The organism is Pseudomonas sp. YeP6b, assembly GCF_025642995.1.
Taxonomy (GTDB): domain Bacteria; phylum Pseudomonadota; class Gammaproteobacteria; order Pseudomonadales; family Pseudomonadaceae; genus Aquipseudomonas.
Genome location: NZ_CP080090.1, coordinates 5,162,223 through 5,181,484, shown reverse-complemented (window position 1 = coordinate 5,181,484; position 19,262 = coordinate 5,162,223). Strand labels below are relative to the sequence as shown.

16 protein-coding genes are annotated in these 19,262 nt (G+C 61.0%); 7 read left to right on the top strand and 9 right to left on the bottom strand.

The window, feature by feature from the left end:
* Positions 1-186: 186 nt before the first annotated feature.
* Positions 187-921 (bottom strand): phosphoadenylyl-sulfate reductase, encoded by a 735-nt coding sequence (locus tag KZH41_RS23260; protein ID WP_003214958.1) that lies wholly within the window; start codon positions 919-921, stop codon positions 187-189.
* 151 nt (positions 922-1,072) lie between these two features.
* Between KZH41_RS23260 and thrH the strand changes: the two genes are divergently transcribed.
* On the top strand, positions 1,073-1,690 hold the full coding sequence (gene thrH / locus KZH41_RS23255) for a bifunctional phosphoserine phosphatase/homoserine phosphotransferase ThrH (RefSeq protein WP_094950312.1): 618 nt from the start codon (positions 1,073-1,075) through the stop codon (positions 1,688-1,690).
* A 119-nt stretch (positions 1,691-1,809) separates the two neighbouring features.
* Here thrH and KZH41_RS23250 read toward each other — a convergent pair whose 3' ends face one another.
* The 6 genes from KZH41_RS23250 to KZH41_RS23225 all read right to left on the bottom strand — a co-directional run bounded on the left by KZH41_RS23250 (position 1,810) and on the right by KZH41_RS23225 (position 7,300).
* Positions 1,810-2,166 carry a helix-turn-helix domain-containing protein gene (locus tag KZH41_RS23250; protein WP_094950311.1) on the bottom strand — a complete coding sequence of 119 codons (357 nt, stop codon included), beginning with the start codon at positions 2,164-2,166 and terminating at the stop codon, positions 1,810-1,812.
* Entirely contained in the window at positions 2,166-2,468 is a 303-nt protein-coding gene (locus tag KZH41_RS23245) for a type II toxin-antitoxin system HigB family toxin (protein WP_094950310.1), read from the bottom strand. The genes KZH41_RS23250 and KZH41_RS23245 overlap by 1 nt, the downstream gene beginning before the upstream one ends.
* A gap of 226 nt (positions 2,469-2,694) precedes the next feature.
* The gene (gene pabB, locus KZH41_RS23240) at positions 2,695-4,038 is read right to left on the bottom strand and encodes an aminodeoxychorismate synthase component I (protein WP_242151889.1); all 1,344 of its coding nucleotides are present in this window, start codon (positions 4,036-4,038) and stop codon (positions 2,695-2,697) included.
* 201 nt (positions 4,039-4,239) lie between these two features.
* The gene (locus KZH41_RS23235; protein ID WP_094950308.1) at positions 4,240-5,226 is read right to left on the bottom strand and encodes an alpha-L-glutamate ligase-like protein; all 987 of its coding nucleotides are present in this window, start codon (positions 5,224-5,226) and stop codon (positions 4,240-4,242) included.
* On the bottom strand, positions 5,226-6,758 hold the full coding sequence (locus KZH41_RS23230; protein ID WP_263273802.1) for an inactive transglutaminase family protein: 1,533 nt from the start codon (positions 6,756-6,758) through the stop codon (positions 5,226-5,228). The genes KZH41_RS23235 and KZH41_RS23230 overlap by 1 nt, the downstream gene beginning before the upstream one ends.
* A gap of 5 nt (positions 6,759-6,763) precedes the next feature.
* Complete coding sequence (locus KZH41_RS23225) at positions 6,764-7,300, bottom strand: ATP-dependent zinc protease (protein WP_094950306.1); 537 nt, start codon at positions 7,298-7,300, stop codon at positions 6,764-6,766.
* Positions 7,301-7,571: 271 nt separating this feature from the next.
* On the opposite strand from KZH41_RS23225, the gene KZH41_RS23220 reads away from it, so the two are divergent.
* From KZH41_RS23220 to prpD, 6 genes are all read left to right on the top strand, one after another.
* Positions 7,572-8,294, top strand: a complete 723-nt coding sequence (locus tag KZH41_RS23220; RefSeq protein ID WP_064453641.1) for a GntR family transcriptional regulator — start codon at positions 7,572-7,574, stop codon at positions 8,292-8,294.
* A complete protein-coding gene (gene prpB, locus KZH41_RS23215; protein ID WP_021491517.1) occupies positions 8,291-9,184 on the top strand; it encodes a methylisocitrate lyase in 894 nt (297 codons plus the stop codon). The genes KZH41_RS23220 and prpB overlap by 4 nt, the downstream gene beginning before the upstream one ends.
* A gap of 41 nt (positions 9,185-9,225) precedes the next feature.
* The gene (prpC, locus tag KZH41_RS23210) at positions 9,226-10,353 is read left to right on the top strand and encodes a 2-methylcitrate synthase (RefSeq protein ID WP_094950305.1); all 1,128 of its coding nucleotides are present in this window, start codon (positions 9,226-9,228) and stop codon (positions 10,351-10,353) included.
* 183 nt (positions 10,354-10,536) lie between these two features.
* The gene (acnD, locus tag KZH41_RS23205; protein WP_263273801.1) at positions 10,537-13,131 is read left to right on the top strand and encodes a Fe/S-dependent 2-methylisocitrate dehydratase AcnD; all 2,595 of its coding nucleotides are present in this window, start codon (positions 10,537-10,539) and stop codon (positions 13,129-13,131) included.
* Positions 13,132-13,141: 10 nt separating this feature from the next.
* Entirely contained in the window at positions 13,142-14,332 is a 1,191-nt protein-coding gene (gene prpF / locus KZH41_RS23200; protein ID WP_094950303.1) for a 2-methylaconitate cis-trans isomerase PrpF, read from the top strand.
* A 213-nt stretch (positions 14,333-14,545) separates the two neighbouring features.
* The gene (gene prpD / locus KZH41_RS23195; RefSeq protein WP_263273800.1) at positions 14,546-16,030 is read left to right on the top strand and encodes a 2-methylcitrate dehydratase; all 1,485 of its coding nucleotides are present in this window, start codon (positions 14,546-14,548) and stop codon (positions 16,028-16,030) included.
* A 149-nt stretch (positions 16,031-16,179) separates the two neighbouring features.
* On the opposite strand, the gene KZH41_RS23190 is transcribed toward prpD, so the two are convergent.
* Positions 16,180-17,499, bottom strand: a complete 1,320-nt coding sequence (locus KZH41_RS23190; RefSeq protein ID WP_094949553.1) for an AAA-associated domain-containing protein — start codon at positions 17,497-17,499, stop codon at positions 16,180-16,182.
* Positions 17,500-17,513: 14 nt separating this feature from the next.
* Entirely contained in the window at positions 17,514-19,259 is a 1,746-nt protein-coding gene (locus tag KZH41_RS23185; protein ID WP_094949554.1) for an ABC transporter permease, read from the bottom strand.
* Between the last annotated feature and the right edge of the window lie 3 nt (positions 19,260-19,262).

The following is a 19,262-nucleotide window of genomic DNA, read 5'->3' as shown; positions in this document are numbered from 1 at the left end:
AAAGAACATGGATTGCACACATAAATGGCACCGATGGTTACATTGATGTGTACAAGATTTACATCCACCACAAAGCAAATGTGGGAGCGGGCTTGCCCGCGATAGCGGTGTATCAGCCAACTCCTCATTGACTGACACCCCCTCATCGCGGGCAAGCCCGCTCCCACATTTTTACTGCACTCAATCTCAGGCCTTGCTGATGATATTCCCAGCGTGCAACCCGCATTCCTTCTGCGTAGCTTCTTCCCACCACCAGCGGCCCTCACGCTCGTGCTGGTTCGGCAATACCGGGCGGGTGCAGGGCTCGCAGCCGATGCTGATAAACCCGCGTTCATGCAAGCTGTTGTACGGCAACTCGAGCATGCGGATGTAACCCCAGACTTCCTCGCTGGTCATCTGCGCCAGCGGGTTGAATTTGTACAGGGTGCGCTCGGGCGTGGAGAACGCCGTATCAATTTCCAATGCCGCCACCTGGCTGCGGGTGCCGGGGCTCTGGTCACGGCGTTGGCCGGTGGCCCAGGCGCTCACGCCGGACAGTTTGCGTCGCAGCGGTTCGATCTTGCGCACGCCACAGCATTCGCCATGGCCGTCCTTGTAGAAACTGAACAGGCCCTTTTCCTTGACGAAAGGTTCCAGCTTGCTCTGGTCCGGCGAAATCAGCTCGATGTCGATCTTGTAAAACTCGCGCACCTGCTCGATGAACCGGTAGGTTTCCGGGTGCAGGCGGCCCGTGTCGAGGCTGAACACCTTGACGTTCTTGTTCAGCTTCCAAGCCATGTCTACCAGCACCACGTCCTCGGCACCGCTGAAGGAAATCCACAGGTCATCGCCGAACTGGCTGAACGCCAGCTTGAGAATGTCCTGGGCGGATTTGTTGGCATAAGTCGCGGCGAGTTCAGCGACGTCGAAGGCTTGGTTCATCAGGACGGTTCCTACAGGTCAGTGGCGCTGAGCGCTCTATAGGGGAGCGATGGTATCAAAATCCGCCCTGCGTTGCGGCGGCCAGCTTGAATCGCTAGAGTTCGGCAGTCCTTTTGCTCGCTCAACTAACAACATCTAATGGGAGTGTCTTGTGGAAATTGCCTGTCTCGACCTGGAAGGGGTGCTGGTTCCGGAAATCTGGATCGCCTTCGCCGAAAAAACCGGTATTGAATCCCTGCGGGCCACCACCCGCGACATTCCCGACTACGACGTGCTGATGCAGCAGCGCCTGCGCATCCTCGATGAGCACGGGCTGAAGCTCGCTGACATTCAGGAAGTGATCGCCACCCTCAAGCCGCTGGACGGCGCCATCGAGTTCGTCAACTGGCTGCGCGAGCGCTTCCAGGTGGTGATCCTGTCAGACACCTTCTACGAGTTCTCCCAACCGTTGATGCGCCAGCTGGGCTTTCCGACCTTGCTCTGTCACCGCCTGATCACCGATGAAAACGATCGGGTGGTGAGCTACCAACTGCGCCAGAAAGACCCGAAGCGCCAATCGGTGCTGGCGTTCAAGACCCTCTACTACCGCGTGATCGCCGCTGGCGACTCCTACAACGACACCACCATGCTCGGCGAAGCTGACCGTGGGATCTTGTTCCATGCGCCGCAGAATGTGATTCGCGAGTTCCCACAATTCCCGGCAGTGCATACGTTTGAGGACTTGAAGAAAGAGTTCATCAAGGCGTCGAATCGGGCGTTGAGCCTTTAGAGCATCAGTGCTACTGATGGCCCTATCGCAGGCAAGCCAGCTCTCACCTTGGGATCGTGTTCACACAGTTCAAAATGTGGGAGCTGGCTTGCCTGCGATGGGGCCAGCTCAGGCGCCGCCTAAACCCCTGCCAGCAACCGATCATAAGGAATACTTAAACCTTCATGCAGGCGCTTGATCATCGCCAAGCTCAACTTGCGCTTGTGATTCAGCACTTCGGACACTCGCCCGCTTGTACCTATAAAGGGCTCAAGGTCACGGGCGGTCATACCTAATTGCTCCATGCGAAATTTAATCGCTTCCACCGGGTCCGAAGCCGGCATTGGATAGTGCTCGGCCTCGTACTTCTCAATCAGGACAGCGAGTATTTCCAGCTCGTCACCCTCAGGCGAGCCGATTTGCGCGCCCCATAGCTGCTCGACGCGTGCGAGCGCCGCAGTCAGGTCTTCCTGGGTATGAATAGGTTTGATGTTCATCACACGGTCTCCGCGTTGATCTGGTCGTATTGCACATGGGTTCCCGCAAAACGTATGAACCCCAGCTGTCGCTGATAATCGATTGCCATGACCACTCGATACTTGTTGCCACCCACGTTGAACACCACCCTGCCACCTTTGAGAATACTCGCGGTTCTGAGCTCTGCCTTGAGGGCTTGTGGTGTTTGGTAAGTGGTTTTCTCCATATGACGATACAGCTCGACCATCGGCGTTTTGGCATCGCCATAAGCTGGGTGGCTTTCCCAGAATATTCGTAAGGTAGAGAGAGCGATTATGCGCATCGCTTTAATCTCCCATTTTGGGAGATCATAGGTGCGGTTGGGTGGATATGCAATCGCGGAAATAATTTCTGACGAGTAGGCAGTCGCTTCATGTGATCCTTCACAAACGGCGGGGGGCGGTAGGGGCTGGACGCTATCCTGCAGCCCACGCGTCGTCCACGACCGTTCTGATTCAGGTTTTTTCGGCTGCTCGGTTCTGCGTCTGAAAGTCAGGAAGGGCTGGGTGCTACAAGCCTTCCAAAGTTTGTAACAACACCCGCACCTTCGTCAGCGATTCCTGATACTCCGCCTCCCACTGCGAATCCGCCACGATCCCGCCGCCGCCCCAGCAGCACACCTGGCCATCCTTGACCAGCAGGCTGCGAATCGCGATGGAGCTGTCCATCTCGCCGCGCACGTCCAGGTACACCAACGAGCCGCAGTACAAGCCGCGTCGAGTCGGCTCCAGCTCGTCGATGATCTGCATGGCACGGATCTTCGGCGCGCCAGTGATGGAGCCGCCGGGGAAGCTGCCGGCGATCAGGTCGAGGGCGTCTTTGTCGTCGGCCAAGGTGCCGGTGACGCTGCTCACCAAGTGGTGCACGTTGGGGTAGCTTTCCAGGCTGAACAACTCCGGCACTTTTACCGAGCCGGTGCGGCAGGTGCGGCCGAGGTCGTTGCGCAGCAGGTCGACGATCATCAGGTTCTCGGCGCGGTCTTTGGGGCTGGACAGCAGTTCGGCGGCGTTGGCTGCGTCTTCTTCGGGCGTCAAACCGCGCGGGCGGGTGCCTTTGATGGGGCGGGTTTCGACGCGGCGCTGGCTGATGTGTACAAAGCGCTCCGGCGACAGGCTCAGCACTGCACCGTCGTCCGGCAGGCTCTGGAACCCGGAAAACGGCGTAGGGCAGGCCTCACGCAAGGCGCAGTAAGCCGCCCACGGATCGCCGACGCACGGCGCACGAAAGCGCTGGGCAAAGTTGACCTGGTAGCAGTCGCCGGCCTGGATGTAATCCTGAATGCGCACGATGGCTTGCCGGTAAGCTTCGGCGCTCAGGTCTGGGGCCATGGGGCCGTTCAGTTTGAAACTCGCCGGGAGGTTGGCAGTTTCAGCGTTGAACAGCGCAATCAGGCGTTGTCGCTCGCTGTCAGCAAGCGAGGGGTGAAACACCAACTGGCTGGTTTGCGCCTGGTGATCGCTGATCAGCGCCCAGGCATACAGCCCAAAGCGTGCATCCGGCAGGTGCAGGTCATCCACCGCCAAGTGCGGCATGTGTTCCAGGTGGCGGCCGAAGTCGTAGCTCAGGTAACCGATCAAGCCGCCAGCGAACGGCAACTCATAACCAGCAGGCAAACCCGCTTCACCCAACTGCGTGAGGTTTTCGCGTAGGCGTTGCAGGAAATCACTGCCGTTTTCGTCAGACCGAACCGTTAGCGTTTCCACCGGCCAGGCGCTGAGCAGGTCATAACGACCGCGCTCGGCAGTCGGGCGGCCGCTGTCGAGCAGCACCGCGCCGGGGGCGTGGCGAATCGCCGTAAAATACTCGGCGGGGTTGGCCCGGTAGGGCAGCGGGTGTACAGAACAGGTCGACATGCGGGGTGGATCAGCCGTTGGCACGAGGGAGGCGATTGTAGTCCCCCGTAGGCCTTGGTCCTAGAGGGGATGTCGACGATAGGCAGATTGAGGGCCTGTCGTGAGGGATCGGTTGCTTGTTACAACGCTATCGCAGGCAAGCCAACTCCCACAGGTTGATCGTATTCCAATGTGGGCGCTGGCTTGCCTGCGATGAGGCCTTCAGCCTTCCACGGCCGGGATATGCCCAAACATCGCCTGCACGAATTTAACCCGTTCTTCCGGCGTTTCTGTCACGCCCGCAGCCTTCAATTCTTCCAACCGCGCTTCCACCGCATGGGTACGCAACGTCAGGCCGCAGTCGTTGGCAATCTGGATATTCAGCCCCGGCCGCGCATTCAGTTCGAGGATCAGCGGGCCTTTTTCCTGGTCCAGCACCATGTCTACGCCGATATAACCCAGCCCGCACAGTTCATAGCAACTGGCCGCCAGCTTCATGAAACCGTCCCAGTTGGGCAGTTGCACGCCATCCACGGCGTTGGTGGTGTCGGGGTGTTTGGTGATGATGTTGTTCAGCCAGGTGCCGCGCAACGTCAGGCCGGTGGCCAGGTCGACACCCACGCCAATCGCGCCCTGGTGCAGGTTGGCCTTGCCGCCGGACTGGCGCGTCGGCAAGCGCAGCATGGCCATCACCGGGTAGCCCATCAGTACAATGATGCGGATGTCCGGCACGCCTTCGTAGCTGATGCTCTTGAAGATCTGGTCGGGCACCACGCGGTATTCGATCAGCGCACGATCGCGGTGGCCGCCCAAAGAATACAGGCCGGTGAGGATGCTGGAGATCTGATGTTCGATTTCTTCATGGCTGATGATCTTGCCGGACACCGTGCGATAGCGCCCTTCAAAACGGTCGGCCACCACCAGGATGCCATCGCCGCCGGCGCCTTGGGCCGGCTTGATCACGAAGTCGCTGCGCCCACCGATGATCTCGTCGAGCTTGTCGATTTCCTTCTCAGTGGAAATGATCCCGTACATCTCCGGCACATGGATGCCAGCCGCCATGGCACGTTCCTTGGTGATGATCTTGTCATCCACAATCGGATACAGGCTGCGCTTGTTGTACTTGAGCACGTAGTCGGCGTTACGCCGGTTGATGCCCATGATCCCCCGCGCTTCGAGAGCCTTCCAGGTCTTCCAGAAGCCGAACATTACGAGTCAGCCTTGAGGAAGGCCTTGAAACGCACCAACTCGGTCAGGCGGTAGCCGCGATAACGCCCCATGGCCAGCATGAAACCCACCAGGATCAACAGGATCGCCGGGAAGGTGAACACAAAGTAGATCAGTTCCGGCACGCTCATAATGATGTGCGCCAGCGACGCGGCGAACAGCGTACCAATCGCCACTTTCAGCGCATGGTTGGCGCCGCGTTCTTCCCAAGTGATCGACAGGCGTTCGATGGTCATGGTCAAAATCACCATTGGGAACAGTGCCACCGACAGCCCACGCTCCAGGCCCAGCTTGTGGCTGAACAGGCTGATGGCGGCAATCAGCACCACCACGAAGGTCAGCACCACCGAAAGCCTGGGCAGCATCTGCAGCTTCAAGTGTTCCAGGTATGACCTGAGGGACAGCCCCAGCGCCGTAATAATGGTGAACAGCACAATCCCGAAGCCCAACTGCGTCTCTCGGAACGCCAGGGCGATCAGCACCGGGGTAAAGGTGCCGAGGGTCTGCAGGCCGATCAGGTTGCGCAGAATCAGGATCACCAGCACGCCAATCGGGATCATCACCATGATCATGAAGGTCTGCTGGGTTTGCAGCGGCAGGCCGTACAGCGAGTATTCGAGGAAATTGGCGTCGGTATTTTCGTCGGTCAGCTTGGCCAGACGAATGGCGTTCATTTCGCTGTTGTTCAGGCTGAACGTCACCATGGCTTTCTTACCGCCATCGACCGTGATCAGGTTTTCATCGCCGGTCCACCATAGCAGGCGGTCGGCGGGCAGGCCTTGCTCACCGGTTTCCGGGTTGAAGTACAGCCAGTCATTGCCGTTGAAGCTGCGCAGCCACAGTTCTGGGGTTTGCGGCTGGTCGGCGACGAGGCGGATGGTGTGGACTTTTTCCACCGGCACGTGCGCGATGGACAGCAGCAACTCGACGATTTTGGCTTTGTGTGGCGTCGACGGGTCGCCCGCCAGCAGCATTTTCACATTGTCGTCGTTGAGGTTGTTGGTGCGCTTGATCGCTTCGGTAATAAACGTCTCGACGTCAGCCGAGTGCTGGCGGATCGGCGCCAGCAGGGCTTCGGCGGCGATCTTTTCCGGGCCTTCCACGGCGATGCTGTCGCGGAAGGTCGGGCCTTTGACTTTGACCTTTTCGCCGCTGTAACGCTTGGTCAGCACCAGGCGGTAATACAGCGTCTGGTTGCCCTTGGCGCGGCGGGCCGACCAGGTGACCTTGCGGTTGCCGTCGGTGCGGTTGACGCTCACGCCGTAGTTATTGGAGATGAAACTCTCGTTGAGGCTGACGAAGTCGCGGCTCAGGGGCGGCACGAACATCGAGACCTTCACCGGGTCTTTGGGGTTGGCGACGAACTCGACTTTGGCGTCGATGTTCCACAGGTCGTCGGTGGCGTCCTCGGTGACGGGAATCCCCAGCACGAAAATCTGGTAGGCGGTGACCGAAATACCCAACACCACCAGGATGGTGATCAGGATTTTCAGGTGCAGGGTCAGAGAGCGCATTCGGTTTACTCGGCGGTATGAGCGTCGGCGGCGCAGGCAGGTTTGCCCGCTGCGTATTTAAGACTGGGGTCGACCAGCGCATCAAAGCGTTTCAAGGCTTCGGAGCCGATCAGCAGCGGGTATTGGAATGCGCTGCGGTCAGTCAAGTTCACTTCGATGCTGCGTAAAGCAGTGCCCATGCAGATGTCCAGGGCGATCACTGGGCGGGCGGTGTAGTTCTTGTCCTCATCGGGGTCGTAGTCACCGGCGCGGCGCTTGATCTTGCTGACGCGGGCCAGGGGGCGTTCGATGGGGTGGGAATGGGCGGTGTCGATGGCCAGGTAGAAGCGTACCCAGGATTCACCGTTGCGCTTGAAACGCTTGATATCGCGGGCGCTCAGCGAGGCGGTCTTGGCGCCGGTGTCGAGTTTGGCCGCGACTTCCAGGTCAATGCCCGCCAGTTTCGCGTATTCATTCAGGCCATACACGGTCTTCTCGGCGGCAACGCCAAGGCTCGGTAGGCACACTAGGCAAAACACTAGAAGGAAGGGCTTGAGTCTCATAGATCCTGAGGCGGTGCAGTGCGATGTTTATTCAAGGCGACTGGCATTGCTGCGCAAACTCCCTCGTGCGCCGTTTCATCAAGTGATGTCAGGCAAAAGCGGCGGGCATTCTAACATGATGCTTTTTTGGCGCCAGCGCTGGCAGGCGGCCATGCCCCGATGAGGTGCAGACGGGATTATTAGACGATTGTCGACAATGTGTATTTATTCTTTGACTAATAGGGGCTGATTGGCTAGTTTTTGCCACATTGCTTTTAAAGGTGTCGACAATATGCTGGATCAGCTGGAAACCCCAGTGGTGGCGCAAGACGATTCCCAGACCATGTCCGAGAACGTCTTCCGGCGTATCCAGGCCGCGATCGTCAAGGGCGAGATCGCCCCCGGTAGCAAGATCTCCGAGCCGGAGCTGGCGCGCACCTACGGCATCAGCCGCGGGCCGTTGCGCGAAGCGATCCACCGCCTGGAAGGCCAGCGCCTGCTGGTGCGCGTGCCTCACGTTGGCGCGCGAGTGGTGTCCTTGAGCCACGCCGAGCTGATCGAGCTCTATGAAATCCGCGAATCCCTGGAAGGCATGGCCTGCCGTTTGGCCGCCGAGCGCATGACCGACGCGGAAATCGAAGAGCTGCGCCAGGTGTTGCACACCCACGAACGTGACGAAGCGTTCCAAGCCGGCCTGGGCTACTACCAGCAGGAAGGCGACTTCGATTTTCATTACCGGATAATTCAAGGCGCCGGTAATCGCACCCTGACCCAAATGCTTTGCGGTGAGCTGTACCAATTGGTGCGCATGTACCGCATCCAGTTCTCCGCCACCCCTAATCGTCCACGCCAGGCCTTTGCCGAGCATCACCGCATTCTTGACGCGATCGCCGATCGCGACGGTGAACTGGCCGAACTGTTGATGCGCCGCCATATCGGCGCCTCCAAACGCAATATCGCCCGTCACTTCCCGGACGGTGCCCCCCAGACAGCCACTCAGCGAGGTGAGTCATGAGTTCCAACAATAAAACCACTCCAGGCCAGCGTTTCCGTGATGCAGTCGCCAGCGAACACCCATTGCAAGTGGTGGGCGCGATCAACGCCAACCACGCGCTGCTGGCCAAACGCGCCGGTTTCAAGGCGATTTATCTGTCGGGTGGCGGTGTAGCCGCGGGTTCCCTCGGCGTGCCGGACTTGGGGATTACCGGCCTGGATGACGTACTCACCGACGTGCGCCGCATCACCGACGTGTGCGACCTGCCGCTGCTGGTGGACGTGGACACCGGCTTCGGCTCCTCGGCCTTCAACGTGGCGCGCACGGTCAAGTCGATGATCAAGTTCGGCGCCGCCGCCATTCATATCGAAGACCAGGTCGGCGCCAAGCGCTGCGGTCATCGCCCGAACAAAGAAATCGTGTCCCAGCAAGAAATGGTCGACCGCATCAAGGCCGCCGTGGATGCGCGCACCGATGACAGCTTCGTGATCATGGCTCGCACCGACGCCCTCGCCGTCGAAGGCCTGGAGTCCGCCCTGGAACGCGCTGCCGCCTGCATCGAAGCCGGCGCCGACATGGTCTTTCCGGAAGCCATCACTGAGCTGGAGATGTACAAACTCTTCGCCTCCCGCGTGAAAGCGCCGATCCTGGCCAACATCACCGAATTCGGCGCGACCCCGCTGTACACCACCGAACAGTTGAAATCTGCCGATGTTTCCATCGTGCTGTACCCGCTCTCGGCCTTTCGCGCCATGAACAAGGCCGCCGAGAACGTCTACACCGCGATCCGTCGCGACGGCACCCAGCAGAACGTGATCGACACCATGCAAACCCGCATGGAGCTTTACGATCGCATCGACTACCACACCTTCGAGCAGAAGCTCGACGCGCTGTTCGCCGCGAAAAAGTAAAGAACGGCTTCCCTGAATAACTACAAAATTGGAGAAGAACCATGGCTGAAGCAAAAGTATTGAGTGGTGCCGGCCTGCGTGGCCAGGTGGCCGGGCAGACCGCACTGTCGACCGTGGGCCAGGCCGGTGCCGGCCTGACCTATCGTGGTTATGATGTGCGCGAACTCGCCGCCGATGCGCAATTTGAAGAAGTCGCCTACCTGCTGCTCTACGGCGAGCTGCCGACCAAAGCCGAACTGGCCGCCTACAGCAACAAGCTGAGCAAACTGCGCGACCTGCCCCAGGCGCTGAAAGAAGTGCTGGAGCGCATCCCTGCCGACGCCCACCCGATGGACGTAATGCGCACCGGTTGTTCGTTCCTGGGCAATATCGAGCCCGAGAAAGACTTCAGCGTGCAACGTGATGTCACCGACCGCCTGCTCGCCGCCTTCCCGGCGATCATGTGCTACTGGTACCGCTTCAGCCACGACGGCCAGCGCATCGACTGCGTGACCGACGAGCCGAGCATCGGCGGCCACTTCCTGCACCTACTGCATGGCAAGAAGCCGAGCGAGCTGCACGAGAAGGTCATGAACGTGTCGCTGATTCTCTATGCCGAGCACGAATTCAACGCATCGACCTTTACCGCTCGCGTGTGTGCCTCGACCCTGTCCGACCTGTATTCCTGCGTCACCGCCGCCATCGGCTCGCTGCGCGGCCCGCTGCACGGCGGCGCCAACGAGGCGGCGATGGAAATGATCGAGCGTTTCGGCTCGGCTGAAGAAGCCGTCGAAGGCACCCTCGGCATGCTGGCGCGCAAAGACAAGATCATGGGCTTCGGCCATGCGATCTACAAAGACAACGACCCGCGTAATGAAGTGATCAAGGGCTGGTCGAAAAAGCTCGCTGACGAAGTGGGCGACACGGTGCTGTTCCCGGTCTCGGAAGCCATCGACAAGACCCTGTGGGAGCAGAAGAAACTGTTCCCCAACGCTGACTTCTACCATGCCTCGGCGTACCACTTCATGGGCATCCCGACCAAGCTGTTCACACCGATCTTCGTGTGTTCGCGCCTCACTGGCTGGGCCGCGCATGTGTTCGAACAGCGCGCCAACAACCGCATCATCCGTCCAAGCGCCGAGTACATCGGCGTAGAGCAGCGCAAGTTCGTGCCAATCGAACGTCGCTGAATGGGATGAGCTGAGCACTTTGGCAAATGTGCTGTTCTGTGGGAGCTGGCTTGCCTGCGATCGAATCACCCAGGTGTACCTGTCACACCGCAGTGATGCCATCGCAGGCAAGCCAGCTCCCACAGAAAGCCAGGCCAGTGTCGACAGTCCACCCTGTGAACCTACCGTGACCGAGTCCTGACGATGAACACTGAATTTCGCAAATCGCTCCCCGGCAGCCGCCTGGATTTCTTCGACGCCCGTGCGGCCGTCGATGCAATCACCCCTGGCGCCTACGCCACCTTGCCTTACACCTCACGCGTACTCGCGGAGAACCTGGTGCGCCGCTGCGACCCGGCCACGCTCAATGCGTCCCTGAGCCAACTGATCGACCGCAAGCGCGACCTCGACTTCCCATGGTTTCCGGCGCGCGTGGTGTGCCACGATATCCTCGGCCAGACCGCATTGGTCGACCTCGCCGGCCTGCGTGATGCCATCGCCCTGCAAGGCGGTGACCCGGCCCAGGTCAACCCGGTGGTGCCGACCCAACTGATCGTCGACCACTCCCTGGCCGTCGAAGCCGGTGGTTTTGACCCCGACGCGTTCGAGAAAAACCGCGCCATCGAAGACCGTCGCAACGAAGACCGTTTCCACTTTATCGAGTGGACCAAAAAGGCCTTCAAGAACGTCGACGTGATCCCACCGGGCAACGGCATCATGCATCAGATCAACCTGGAGAAAATGTCCCCGGTGATCCAGGTGCGCGATGGCGTGGCCTTCCCTGATACTTGCGTCGGCACCGACAGCCACACGCCGCACGTAGACGCCCTGGGCGTGATCGCCATCGGCGTCGGCGGCCTCGAAGCTGAGAGCGTGATGCTCGGCCGTGCCTCGTGGATGCGCCTGCCGGAAATCATCGGCGTGGAGCTCACCGGCAAGCTGTTGCCCGGCATCACCGCCACCGACATGGTGCTGGCGCTGACCGAGTTCCTGCGTAAACAAAAAGTGGTCGGCGCGTGGCTGGAGTTCTTCGGCGAAGGCGCCTCCAAACTGACCCTGGGCGACCGCGCGACTATCTCCAACATGGCCCCGGAATACGGCGCCACGGCGGCGATGTTCTACATCGACCCGCAGACTATCGCCTACCTGAAACTCACTGGCCGCGAAGACGAACAAGTCACCCTGGTGGAGCAATACGCGCGTCACACCGGCCTGTGGGCGGATGACCTCAAGGGCGCGCAGTACGAGCGTGGCCTGACCTTCGACCTGTCCAGCGTCGTGCGCAACATGGCGGGGCCGAGCAACCCGCACGCCCGCGTCGCCACCAGCGACCTGGCGGCCAAGGGCATCAGCGGCCAGTGGGACGAAGTGCCGGGGCAAATGCCCGACGGCGCGGTGATCATTGCCGCCATCACCAGCTGCACCAACACCAGTAACCCGCGCAACGTGATCGCTGCCGGCCTGCTGGCGCGTAACGCCAACAAGCTTGGGCTGACGCGCAAGCCGTGGGTCAAATCCTCGCTGGCGCCGGGTTCGAAAACCGTGGCGATGTACCTCGACGAAGCGGGCTTGACCCACGAGTTGGAGCAGCTGGGTTTTGGTGTCGTGGCATTCGCCTGCACCACCTGCAACGGCATGTCCGGCGCACTCGACCCGGTGATCCAACAAGAAATCATCGACCGCGACCTGTACGCCACCGCCGTGTTGTCGGGTAACCGCAACTTCGACGGGCGCATTCACCCGTACGCCAAGCAAGCGTTCCTCGCTTCGCCGCCATTGGTGGTGGCCTACGCGATTGCCGGCACCATCCGTTTCGACATCGAAAAAGACGTGCTTGGCCTCGACGCCAACGGCAAAGAAATCCGCCTACAAGACATCTGGCCGAGCGACGAAGAGATCGACGCGGTGGTCAAGGCCTCGGTCAAGCCGGAGCAGTTCCGCGCGGTCTACATCCCGATGTTCGCGATCCACGAAGACACCGGCCCCAAAGTCGCGCCGCTGTACGACTGGCGCCCGCAAAGCACCTACATCCGCCGCCCGCCGTACTGGGAAGGCGCGTTAGCCGGTGCGCGCCCGCTCAAGGGCATGCGCCCGCTGGCGGTGCTGCCGGACAACATCACCACCGACCACCTGTCGCCGTCCAACGCGATCATGCCGGGCAGCGCCGCCGGTGAATACCTGGCGAAAATGGGCCTGCCGGAGGTCGACTTCAACTCCTATGCGACCCACCGTGGCGACCACTTGACCGCGCAGCGCGCGACCTTTGCCAACCCGAAACTGTTCAACGAAATGGTCCAGGAAAACGGCAAGGTCAAGCAGGGTTCCCTGGCGCGTATCGAGCCGGAAGGCCAGGTCACGCGCATGTGGGAAGCCATCGAAACCTACATGGAGCGCAAGCAGCCGCTGATCATCATTGCCGGCGCCGACTACGGCCAGGGTTCGTCCCGCGACTGGGCGGCCAAGGGCGTACGCCTGGCCGGTGTGGAAGCGATTGCCGCCGAAGGTTTTGAGCGTATTCACCGCACCAACCTGGTGGGCATGGGCGTGTTGCCGCTGGAGTTCCTGCCGGGTACTGACCGTCACACACTGAACATCGATGGCAGCGAAACCTATGACGTGGTCGGCCAACGCACCCCGCGTGCGCAGCTGACCTTGGTGATCAACCGCAAGAATGGCGAACGTGTCGAGGTGCCGGTGACGTGCCGCCTGGACACCGCCGAAGAAGTGTCGATCTACGAGGCGGGCGGCGTGTTGCAACGTTTTGCCCAGGACTTCCTGGAATCGGCGGCGACCGCCTGAGAGGTTAACCATGGCACACGCAGCGCAAATTAAGATCCCCGCCACCTACATGCGTGGCGGCACCAGCAAGGGCGTGTTTTTCAGCCTCAAGGACCTGCCCGCCGCCGCGCAGGTGCCGGGTGCCGCGCGCGATGCCTTGCTGTTGCGGGTGATCGGCAGCCCCGACCCCTACGACAAGCAAATCGACGGCATGGGCGGCGCCACTTCGAGCACCAGCAAAACCGTGATCCTGGCCAAGAGCACCCGCGCCGATCATGACGTGGACTACCTGTTTGGCCAGGTCTCGATCGACAAGCCTTTTGTCGACTGGAGCGGCAACTGCGGCAACCTGTCGGCAGCGGTGGGGTCGTTCGCCATCAGCGCCGGCCTGGTCGACCCGGCCCGAGTGCCCCGCAACGGCGTGGCCGTGGTGCGGGTCTGGCAGGCGAATATCGGCAAGACCATCATTGCTCACGTGCCGATCACCGACGGCACGGTGCAGGAAACCGGCGACTTCGAACTCGACGGCGTGACCTTTCCCGCCGCCGAAGTGCAGCTGGAGTTTATGGACCCGGCGGCGGAAGAAGAGGGCGGCGGTGGCTCGATGTTTCCCACTGGCAACCTGGTCGATGACCTTGAAGTGCCCGGTGTCGGCACCTTCAAGGCGACGCTGATCAACGCCGGCATTCCGACGATTTTCATCAACGCTGAAGACCTCGGCTACACCGGCACCGAGCTGCAAGGCGCAATCAACAGCGACCCCAAAGCCCTGGCGATGTTCGAGACTGTGCGGGCCTATGGCGCATTGCGCATGGGCCTGATCAAGCACCTCGACGAAGCCGCCCAGCGTCAGCACACGCCGAAGGTCGCGTTTGTGGCCAAACCTGCCGATTACGTGGCGTCCAGTGGCAAGGCGATCAAGGCCGGTGATGTGGATTTGCTGGTGCGCGCGCTGTCCATGGGCAAGTTGCACCACGCCATGATGGGCACGGCGGCGGTGGCGATTGGCACGGCGGCGGCGATATCCGGCACCTTGGTGAACCTCGCCGCCGGCGGTGTTGAGCGCAATGCGGTGCGCTTCGGGCATCCGTCGGGCACCTTGCGTGTCGGTGCTGAAGCGACTCAAGTGAACGGTGAATGGGTCGTTAAAAAAGCCATCATGAGCCGCAGCGCGCGAGTCCTTATGGAAGGCTTCGTCCGCGTCCCAGGCGACGCCTTCTAACAGCTTGCACCGACCCCATGTGGGAGCGGGCTTGCCCGCGAATGCGGTGGACCAGTCACCTTATGTGCGACTGACAGACCGCCATCGCGGGCAAGCCTGCTCCCACTCGCAATGGTGGTATCTGCACGACCAAGGCAGGCAATCAGACCTGCCACACCACGATCAACCCTGACCCTGAGGATGGAACAACCCCTAACTGTTTGGAGAACTGCCATGAGCGCCAACGTCGACCAGAACAACCGCCCCGACTACGACCAGGTCCTGCAGGACATCGCCGATTACGTCCTCAATTACCGCATCGAGTCCCGGGACGCCTTGGACACTGCCCGCAACTGCCTGATGGACACCCTCGGCTGTGGCCTGCTGGCCCTGCGTTTCCCGGAGTGCACCAAGCACCTGGGGCCGATCGTCGAGGGCACCGTCGTCCCGTTCGGCGCGCGCGTGCCCGGTACCTCGTTCCGCCTGGACCCGGTCAAAGCCGCGTGGGACATCGGCTGCATTGTGCGTTGGCTCGACTACAACGACACCTGGCTCGCCGCCGAATGGGGTCACCCTTCGGATAACCTCGGTGGCATCCTCGCCGTGGCTGATCATCTTTCGCAAAAGCGCGTGGCCAATGGCGACGCGCCGCTGACCGTGCGCGCGGTGCTGGAAGCGATGATCATGGCCCACGAAATCCAAGGTGTGATTGCCCTGGAAAACGCCTTCAATCGCGTCGGCCTTGACCATGTGCTGCTGGTGAAAGTCGCCTCCACGGCGGTCACGGCCAAGCTGATGGGCGCCAACCGCGAGCAGTTGCTGGCTGCGTTGTCCCACGCGTTCGTCGATGGCCAGGCACTGCGTACTTATCGGCATGCGCCGAACGCCGGCTCGCGCAAATCCTGGGCGGCAGGCGATGCATCCAGCCGTGGCGTGCGCCTCGCGGATATCGCCCTGCGCGGCGAGATGGGCATTCCTGGTGTGTTGAGCGCGCCGCAGTGGGCTTTCTACGACGTGCTGTTCAGCCACACCAACAAGGACCTGGCGCTCAAGCCTGAAGACAAACGCGCGTTCAGCCTGTCCCAGCCCTACGGCACCTACGTGATGGAAAACGTGCTGTTCAAGATCAGCTTTCCCGCCGAGTTCCATGCACAAACCGCCTGCGAAGCGGCGGTGACGTTGCACCCACAGGTCAAAGATCGCCTGGCTGACATCGATCGCATCGAGATCACCACCCACGAGTCGGCGATTCGCATCATTTCCAAGGTCGGGCCACTGGCCAACGCCGCCGACCGCGACCACTGCCTGCAATACATGACCGCCGTACCGCTGGCCTTTGGCAATCTGGTGGCCGAGCAGTACGAGGATGAATTCCACGCCGCGTATCCGATCATTGATGAGTTGCGCGACAAGATGGTCATCGTCGAAGACCCGCGCTACAGCCGCGAATATCTGGAGGCGGACAAGCGCTCTATCGCCAACGCGGTGCAGGTGTTTTTCAAGGATGGCACTCACACCGAGCAGGTCGCGGTGGAGTACCCGATTGGGCATCGTCGGCGTCGGGTGGACGGCATTCCGTTGCTGGAAGACAAGTTCAAGGCCAACCTGGCCACGCGGTTTACCGCGCAGCGCAGTGGGGAGATTTTTGCGTTGTGCAAGGATCAGGCGCGGCTTGAGGCCACGCCGGTTAACCGGTTTGTAGATCTGTTCGTTATTTAGACGGCACTACAAAACTAATGTGGGAGCGGGCTTGCTCGCGAAAGCGGAGTGTCAGGCAATTCATCTGTCACTGACACACGGCATTCGCGAGCAAGCCCGCTCCCACACAAGCCTGTTCCCACCTTTGGATGGGTGGTGGCCTCAGGTAATTACATACTGCCTTCCACATCATCCAGGCTAAATGTCTCGGTGTGGTCGTCATACGAAAAAATCTCCGCATACCGCCCCCACGCCACCACGCTTTCCAGGGTTTTTTCCACAAAAGCTTCGGTCATCGAGTCTTCCAATTCCTGCTCGAAGCGTACCCGTGGCGCCCGATGCCCGCTGCGTTCCAGCAGCACGTGATGAATGCGCGCGGCCAACGGCACGTGCCGGATCAAGTGCTCGGCAAACAGGGTTTTGCGTTCCTGGGTGCCGTAGTCGGCGAACAGCTTGCCGGCGTCGGTGAGGGTGATGTCGGCGCCCTTGAGTTCGGCAAACCCCAAATGCTCAAGCATCTCCGCCACTGGGAACAGGTCGTCCACTTCCAGCAGGCGCCGTTCGGCAACCGTCGGCAAACCGGCGTGGCCGTTGTAAGGCTCGGCGGCCAGGGTTTCGATCAGGCCGGCCATCAGGTTGGTGGACACTTCCGGCAGCAGGCTGCCCATTTTCAACTCGGGTATGCCTTTGGCATCTGCGCTGCGCCGGTCGGTCATCAGCGCATAGATGTCATCGACCATTTGCCGGAAGGTCGGGTCCAGGCGGTTGCGCGGGTGCGCGAACGGCACTTTGATTTCGGCGACCACACGGCCGGGGTTGGACGACAACACCAGGATGCGGTCGCACATCAGCACCGCTTCTTCGATGTTGTGGGTCACGATCAGGATGGACTTGATCGGCAGCTGTTTGCCGCTCCATAAATCCAGCAAGTCGGTACGCAGGGTTTCGGCGGTGAGCACGTCCAGGGCGGAGAAGGGTTCGTCCATCAGCAGCAAGGTCGGGTTCACCACCAGGCCGCGGGCAAACCCCACGCGCTGGCGCATGCCGCCGGACAACTCACGCGGGTAGGCGTTTTCAAAGCCGTCTAGGCCGATCAGGTCGATGGCGGCCAGGGCGCGGCGGCGGCTTTCCTTGCGTTCGACCTGCAAGGCTTGCAGGCCGGCCTCGACGTTTTCCAGCACGGTCAGCCAGGGGAACAGCGCAAAGGTCTGGAACACCATGGCCACGCCTTCGGCCGGGCCGTGCAATGGCACGCCGTTATAGAGGACTTCGCCCGACGACGGCTGAATCAGCCCGGCGATGATGCGCAACAGCGTGGACTTGCCTGAGCCGGAGCGGCCGAGCATGCCGACGATCTCGCCTTCGTGCAGGCTCAAATCCACGCCGCTGAGTACTTGCAGTTCGTCTTTGCCTTTGCCGAAGACGCGGTTGACGTTTTTCAGCGAGTAGATTTTCGGCGTATCAGCAGCGTGTTCGGTAGAGGTATTCATCACAGCGAATCCCATCAATTCAGACGAAGTTTGTTTTCAGCCAAGGCGTACATCGGCCGCCACACGGCGCGGTTGAAGGCCACCACGAAGATCGACATCACCACCACGCCCAAGGCGATCTTGGGGAAGTCGCCGGCGGCGGTGGTCTGTGCGATGTAGGCACCCAACCCGTGGGCGACCACGTTGTCCTGGCCCCAAGACACGTACTCGGAAACGATACTGGCGTTCCACGCGCCGCCCGAGGCGGTAATGGCACCGGTGACGTAGTAGGGGAAGATCCCCGGCAGCATCACCTTGCGCCACCACAGCCAGCCGCGAATGCGGAAGTTGGCGGCGGCTTCCTTGAAGTCATTCGGGAACGCGCTGGCCCCGGCGATCACGTTGAACAGGATGTACCACTGGGTGCCCAGCACGATCAGCGGGCTCAGCCAGATGTCGGGGTTGAGCTTGTAGTGCAGGATCACGATGACGAACACCGGGAACAGCAGGTTCGCCGGGAACGCGGCAAGGAACTGCGCCAGCGGCTGGATTTTTTCCGCAAGGCTTGGGCGCAAACCGATCATTACACCCAAAGGCACCCAGATCAGCGAAGCGATCAGGATCAACCCGGTGACCCGCAGCAGCGTGATCAAGCCCAGTACAAACACGTGGCCGACCTCGGCGAAGGTCACCTCGGTGCCGACGTACAGCACGATGTGGTACAGCGCATAGGCGGCCATCAGCGCAATCAGTGTGCCCCACACCCAATCGATCACTTTCGAGGTTGCCGGTGTTTGCGCCGGCAGCGCCTTGAGTGCACCGCCCGCGAGGCTGAAGCGTTTGTTGCCGAGGCGGCTGATGGCGCGCGTGATCGGGCGCAGGATGCGCTGGACCACGCGCGTGCGTTGGATCAGGTTCAGCACCCAAGACTGCGGCGCGGCGCCCTGGGAGGCGGTGTTTTCCATGCGGAATTTGTCCGCCCAGGCTACCAAGGGGCGAAACAGGAACTGGTCGTACAGCAGGATCACCACCACCATCGCCAGAATCACATACCCCACGGCGTGCAGGTCTTTCTGGGCAATCGCCAGGGCCAGGTACGAACCCACGCCCGGCAAGGTGATGGTCTTGTCGCCGACGGTGATGGCTTCGGAGGCGACCACAAAAAACCAGCCGCCGGACATGCTCATCATCATGTTCCACACCAGCCCAGGCATGGCGAACGGCACGTCGAGCTTCCAGAACTTTTGCCAACCGGAGAGGCGCAGGTTGGTCGACACTTCCACCAGGTCATGGGGCAGCATGCGCAGCGACTGGTAGAAGCTGAACGTCATGTTCCAGGCCTGGCTGGTAAAAATCGCAAAGATCGCCGCGAACTCGGCGCCCAATACACGCCCGGGAAACAGCAGCAGGAAAAACGTCACAGTAAAGGAGATGTAACCCAGCACCGGCACTGATTGCAGGATGTCGAGCACCGGCACCAGCAGCTTCTCGGCGCGCCGGCTTTTGGCCGCCAGGGTGCCGTACAACAGCGTAAAGATCAGCGCCGCGACCATCGCCGCGAGCATGCGCAACGTGGTGCGCATCGCGTACTCCGGCAGGTTGGCCGGGTCGAGGGAAATGACTTCACTTTGCAAGGTGGCGATAGGCGCCCAAGTCTCGCGGGCGGTGATGGAAAAAAACAGTAGAAAGCCGATCACCAGGGGCAGGGCGACCAAGTCCCAGCGGTTGGGCAGCAAGCGCAGCGTGGACGCCGGTAAATAGTGACGGAACACTCTGTTCATAGG

Bases quoted from the DNA above. Each gene is read 5' to 3' on its own strand.
- prpB (WP_021491517.1), top strand. From the start codon at position 8,291: ATGAGTTCCAACAATAAAACCACTCCAGGCCAGCGTTTCCGTGATGCA.
- KZH41_RS23245 (WP_094950310.1), bottom strand. From the start codon at position 2,468: ATGCGCATAATCGCTCTCTCTACCTTACGAATATTCTGGGAAAGCCAC.
- KZH41_RS23230 (WP_263273802.1), bottom strand. From the start codon at position 6,758: ATGCGCTCTCTGACCCTGCACCTGAAAATCCTGATCACCATCCTGGTG.
- prpF (WP_094950303.1), top strand. From the start codon at position 13,142: ATGGCACACGCAGCGCAAATTAAGATCCCCGCCACCTACATGCGTGGC.
- KZH41_RS23235 (WP_094950308.1), bottom strand. From the start codon at position 5,226: ATGTTCGGCTTCTGGAAGACCTGGAAGGCTCTCGAAGCGCGGGGGATC.
- KZH41_RS23185 (WP_094949554.1), bottom strand. From the start codon at position 19,259: ATGAACAGAGTGTTCCGTCACTATTTACCGGCGTCCACGCTGCGCTTG.
- KZH41_RS23220 (WP_064453641.1), top strand. From the start codon at position 7,572: ATGCTGGATCAGCTGGAAACCCCAGTGGTGGCGCAAGACGATTCCCAG.
- KZH41_RS23225 (WP_094950306.1), bottom strand. From the start codon at position 7,300: ATGAGACTCAAGCCCTTCCTTCTAGTGTTTTGCCTAGTGTGCCTACCG.
- prpD (WP_263273800.1), top strand. From the start codon at position 14,546: ATGAGCGCCAACGTCGACCAGAACAACCGCCCCGACTACGACCAGGTC.
- KZH41_RS23260 (WP_003214958.1), bottom strand. From the start codon at position 921: ATGAACCAAGCCTTCGACGTCGCTGAACTCGCCGCGACTTATGCCAAC.
- prpC (WP_094950305.1), top strand. From the start codon at position 9,226: ATGGCTGAAGCAAAAGTATTGAGTGGTGCCGGCCTGCGTGGCCAGGTG.
- KZH41_RS23250 (WP_094950311.1), bottom strand. From the start codon at position 2,166: ATGAACATCAAACCTATTCATACCCAGGAAGACCTGACTGCGGCGCTC.
- KZH41_RS23190 (WP_094949553.1), bottom strand. From the start codon at position 17,499: ATGAATACCTCTACCGAACACGCTGCTGATACGCCGAAAATCTACTCG.
- pabB (WP_242151889.1), bottom strand. From the start codon at position 4,038: ATGTCGACCTGTTCTGTACACCCGCTGCCCTACCGGGCCAACCCCGCC.
- acnD (WP_263273801.1), top strand. From the start codon at position 10,537: ATGAACACTGAATTTCGCAAATCGCTCCCCGGCAGCCGCCTGGATTTC.